The 4257-nt window shown below is 49.0% G+C and carries 4 protein-coding genes and 1 pseudogene; all 5 read left to right on the top strand.

Going from position 1 to position 4257, the window contains the following annotated elements; genetic code table 11:
* Positions 1 to 84 precede the first annotated feature (84 nt).
* Entirely contained in the window at positions 85 to 1122 is a 1038-nt protein-coding gene (traJ, locus tag L215_RS0109090; protein WP_025884381.1) for a conjugative transposon protein TraJ, read from the top strand.
* A 385-nt stretch (positions 1123 to 1507) separates the two neighbouring features.
* The gene (gene traK / locus L215_RS0109095) at positions 1508 to 2131 is read left to right on the top strand and encodes a conjugative transposon protein TraK (protein WP_004330615.1); all 624 of its coding nucleotides are present in this window, start codon (positions 1508 to 1510) and stop codon (positions 2129 to 2131) included.
* 4 nt (positions 2132 to 2135) lie between these two features.
* Positions 2136 to 2423: a hypothetical protein gene (locus L215_RS0109100; RefSeq protein ID WP_025884382.1), complete on the top strand. Its 288-nt coding sequence runs from the start codon at positions 2136 to 2138 to the stop codon at positions 2421 to 2423.
* Positions 2413 to 3657, top strand: coding sequence for a conjugative transposon protein TraM (traM, locus tag L215_RS0109105; RefSeq protein WP_027451676.1), 1245 nt, complete (start codon positions 2413 to 2415; stop codon positions 3655 to 3657). The genes L215_RS0109100 and traM overlap by 11 nt, the downstream gene beginning before the upstream one ends.
* 90 nt (positions 3658 to 3747) lie before the next feature.
* Positions 3748 to 4053: pseudogene (locus L215_RS0109110) on the top strand (DUF4138 domain-containing protein); the annotation flags it as partial.
* Positions 4054 to 4257 lie beyond the last annotated feature (204 nt).

Here is a 4257-nt window from a genome sequence, read left to right on the forward strand (position 1 = left end):
TCTAGCATCGGTCAAAGCGCTTTATGGAAATCCAGAAAGCCGATATTGGTAAGACTGACTACGTAAAGATAGCCGTTAGGATCTATGGACTTTGCATCACTACATGAATTACTCCGCTCCACCTATCAGGAGATGATGCCTCTCTGTGGAGAGATGACGGGCATTGCCAAGGGGATTGCGGGATTAGGAGCTCTCTTCTATGTAGCCGTAAGGGTGTGGTCTTCGTTGTCTCGTGCCGAGCCGATTGACCTTTTCCCCTTACTGAGACCTTTTGTGCTGGGCTTCTGTATTATGTTCTTCCCAACGATTGTGCTGGGTACGATGAATACGATTCTCTCTCCTGTAGTACAAGGTACAGAGCGAATGGTCAATAAGCAGACGGTACAACTAGACAAATTGATTGCTAAGCGAGACAAACTACAAGAGGCTGCCTATCTCCGTAACCCCGAGACGGCTTACTTGGTTTCCAATGAAGCTTTTGACCAAAAGATAGAGGAGATGGGGATCATCGGTCCGAGCGATGCGGTGACCATCGCTGGAATGTATGCCGAGCGTGCTGCTTACAAAACAAAGCAATGGCTGATGAAGCAACTCCATGACCTCATAGAGTTGCTATACCATGCAGCTGCTCTGATTATTGATACGCTCCGGACCTTCTTTCTTATCGTGCTGAGCATACTGGGACCAATCGTCTTTGGTATTGCGGTTTGGGATGGCTTGTCGGGGTCGCTTACGGCTTGGTTTTCCCGCTACATATCGGTCTATCTGTGGTTACCCGTGAGCTCTGTCCTCTCGGCTCTCCTCACAAAGATACAGGTGTTGATGGTGCAGAAGGATATTGCAGCATTGAGTGACCCCAACTATCTGCCTGATTCGGGTAGCTGGTACTACATTGTCTTCTTCCTGATTGGTATCGTGGGGTACTTCTGTGTTCCTACGGTAGCGGGCTGGATTATAGAGGCTGGTGGTGGTATCGGGGCGTACGGACGCAATGTCAATCAGACGGCGCAACGAGGTGCCCAAGGTGCCTATACGGGAGGTAAGGCGGTAGCTGGTGCCACGGGGTCTATAGCTGGCAACGTAGGCGGACGTATCAAAGGGGCACTTATCAAGGGCAAATAGCGCCCCTTCAGCCGAAGGGGGGCTATGACACGCTTGATGAGGATGCAATGACCACGTGAAGGTCGTATGACGGTCAGGTGGGTAGGATTAGCTCCTCCTATGTGCGTCAATATAGCAGCTGGGGGAGGTAAGCGTAGTACCTGCCGTGTGGCACTACAGTTTCCTACCCATGAAACTAGAGTTTCCTACCCATGAAACTAGAGTTTCCTACCTATGAAACTACAGTTTCTTACCTATGAAACTACAGTTTCTCCCGTATGAAACTGCAGTGCCAAGTGGGGGTGGCACTAGAGTTTCACCCGTATGGCACTACAGTACCAAGGCACATTGGCACTAGACTACCCCTCAGAAGTTTTTAGATACAAGACAATTAGAATAATGGAATATGGAATTCAAATCACTCACAAACATAGAGACCTCTTTCAAGCAGATTAGGCTCTACGCTATCATCTTTGCGATAGTCTGCATAGCGGTCAGTAGCTATGCGGTCTATGCTTCGTACAGCTTTGCTAAGAAGCAGCGTGAGAAGGTGTACGTACTGGACCAAGGGAAGTCTCTGATGCTGGCTCTGAGCCAAGACGCTTCAATGAATCGCCCAGTGGAGGCTCGAGAGCATGTAAGACGCTTTCACGAGCTTTTCTTCACGATTGCACCCGACAAGGATGCTATCGAGAAGAATATGGAGCGTGCTTTCCAACTGTGCGACAAGTCCGCCTTTAACTACTACAAGGACCTAGCGGAGAAAGGGTACTACAATCGAGCTATCTCGGGCAATGTCAACCAACGTATAGAGATTGACTCCATACGGTGTGACTTTGACTCATACCCCTATGAAGTAACCACCTTCGCTCGGCAGTTTATTATCCGACAGAGCAATGTCACGGAGCGGAGCTTGGTGACTAGTTGCTCGCTACAAAACTCAGTTCGCTCGGACAACAATCCGCAAGGGTTTCTGATGGAGCACTTCCTCGTACGAGAGAATCGTGACATCCAAACTTACAAGCGATAAGACTATGAAGCGGAGAAGTAGACCTACCCTCAGAAGAAGCTATTTGAGAGGGCAGGTACGGCTAAGAGAGCGATGTAATATGCTAACGAACAGACAGCGACAGATTATTGTCTACGGACTGAGTCTCGTCTACCTAGCCTGCTCAATCTGGATGGTGGCACAGTTCTTCCTCCCGCACCGTGAGGAGATGCCACCTATCCCTACGGGGGAGCTGGTGGACAGCCCGATACGGAGGGATACAACCTACATCAAGAGAATGGAACATTTAGTGATTAGTAACTATGGAGCATAAACAGAAAGAACAATTGAAGAAGGTGTTAGTCTTCGCAGGGCTAGGGATTATCTTTGCCCTTGCTATGTGGATTATATTTGCACCCGCCACAAAGGAACAACCGGACGCTGGTGAGGGGTTGAATGACAACATACCACAAGCTACGACCGAAAAGCTAACGGAGAATAAACTCAAAGCCTATGAACTAGTTGACCATACCACTCAAGAGGAGCAAGCTCGTGAGGAGGTGGGGAGACTGGCGGAGTACTTTCAGCAGGAGGGGAGCTCGTCTGAGAGCGACCCGCAGGAGGCGGTCGTTGGCAATAAGATTGAGTCTTCGATGCAACGATACGAGGAGAACAACCGTCTGCTAGCGGACTTCTACGGCTCTGACCCTTATGAGGAGGAGCGAGAAGCTATGCAACAGGAGATTGATGACCTCAGACGTGAACTGAACGAGCTTAGCCAACAAGACGATGATGAGGAAGCTAAGCAACTAGCTCTTATGGAGAAGAGCTACCAAATGGCGGCTAAGTACTTGCCCGCAGCTGGTGCTTCTCCAGCCCATGGTGCTATGCCTATGAGTGATCAGCAGGTTGTATCTCCGCCTAGTGGTGGAGCTACCAAGGAAGAGGCTCCAATGGAGATAATAGCTGACCACAAGCCGTTGGTCTCAGCACTGGACCAGCCAATGAGTGACGAGGAGTTTATGGAGATGTACGGAGCCAAGGAGCGGAATATGAGCTTTCATTCACTCTCTAATAGCTCCGCACACTCTGGCGAGCGCAATACCCTTTGCGTAGTGGTGGACAAAACAACGACCCTCAAAGAGGGTGACTACGTTGCTCTTCGCCTACTGGAGACAGCTCGGGTGCAGCAAACATCAATCCCGAAGCATAGTATCTTAATGGCACAAGCTAAGATAGATGGCAACCGAATGCAGCTACTGATTAAGAGCATAGAGGTGAATGGTCGCATTCTGCCGGTCAAACTATCTGCCTATGATACAGACGGACAGATGGGAGTCTATATTCCTGGCTCTGAAGAGGTGTCGGCGCTCAAGGAGATGGGGGCAAATGTCGGGGGATCGATGGGTACCTCTTTCACCTTTTCCTCATCGGCTAAAGACCAAATCATCTCCGAGGTGACTAGAGGGGTGATGCAGGGAGCTGGACAACTACTACAGAAGAAGCTCCGCACAATTAAGGTGACGCTCAAAGGGGGATATAGACTATTCCTTGTACAGACGAAGTAAGCTTTTAGAACTCTAACAATAACAACTGATATACTTATGAAGAAATGGATTTTATCTATCGTAGTTTGTGCTACGATAACGCTCCCTGCTATGGCACAACAAGTAGAGGGGAACAATCAACTACTGAGTAGCGGAGACCTTTACCAAGGGATGAGCCGATCGATTCCGAATGGACGGGTCGTATTGCCCTACGGGCTGGAGGTTACGTTTGAAAAGACGGTGCATCTCATCTTTCCTGCAGCTATACGCTATGTAGACCTCGGGTCGCAAAACATTATTGCTGGGAAAGCTGACGATGCGGAGAATGTGCTGCGTGTAAAGGCTGCCGTCCGTGAGTTTGAGACGGAGACCAATATGAGCGTCATCTGTGAGGATGGCTCATTCTACGCATTCAGTGCGCCCATAATAGGGGCTTGATAATAATCACTTTGGCAAGTGATTAGGTTAGTATTCCAATTTATAAACCTATCCCATACCGACTTATCCGAATGGGAAACCAAACGGGGAGTGAAGCATGTCGGTAATGCGATAAGTCAGTTAATTGCTAAACTGCGACTGAATTGCTATGGGAAAAGACAGACACAAGGATGAAGCCTGATT

Origin of the sequence: Porphyromonas uenonis DSM 23387 = JCM 13868, assembly GCF_000482365.1 — a bacterium.
GTDB classification, from domain to species: Bacteria; Bacteroidota; Bacteroidia; order Bacteroidales; family Porphyromonadaceae; genus Porphyromonas; species Porphyromonas uenonis.

Bases quoted from the DNA above. Each gene is read 5' to 3' on its own strand.
- traJ (WP_025884381.1), top strand. From the start codon at position 85: ATGGACTTTGCATCACTACATGAATTACTCCGCTCCACCTATCAGGAG.
- traK (WP_004330615.1), top strand. From the start codon at position 1,508: ATGGAATTCAAATCACTCACAAACATAGAGACCTCTTTCAAGCAGATT.
- L215_RS0109100 (WP_025884382.1), top strand. From the start codon at position 2,136: ATGAAGCGGAGAAGTAGACCTACCCTCAGAAGAAGCTATTTGAGAGGG.
- traM (WP_027451676.1), top strand. From the start codon at position 2,413: ATGGAGCATAAACAGAAAGAACAATTGAAGAAGGTGTTAGTCTTCGCA.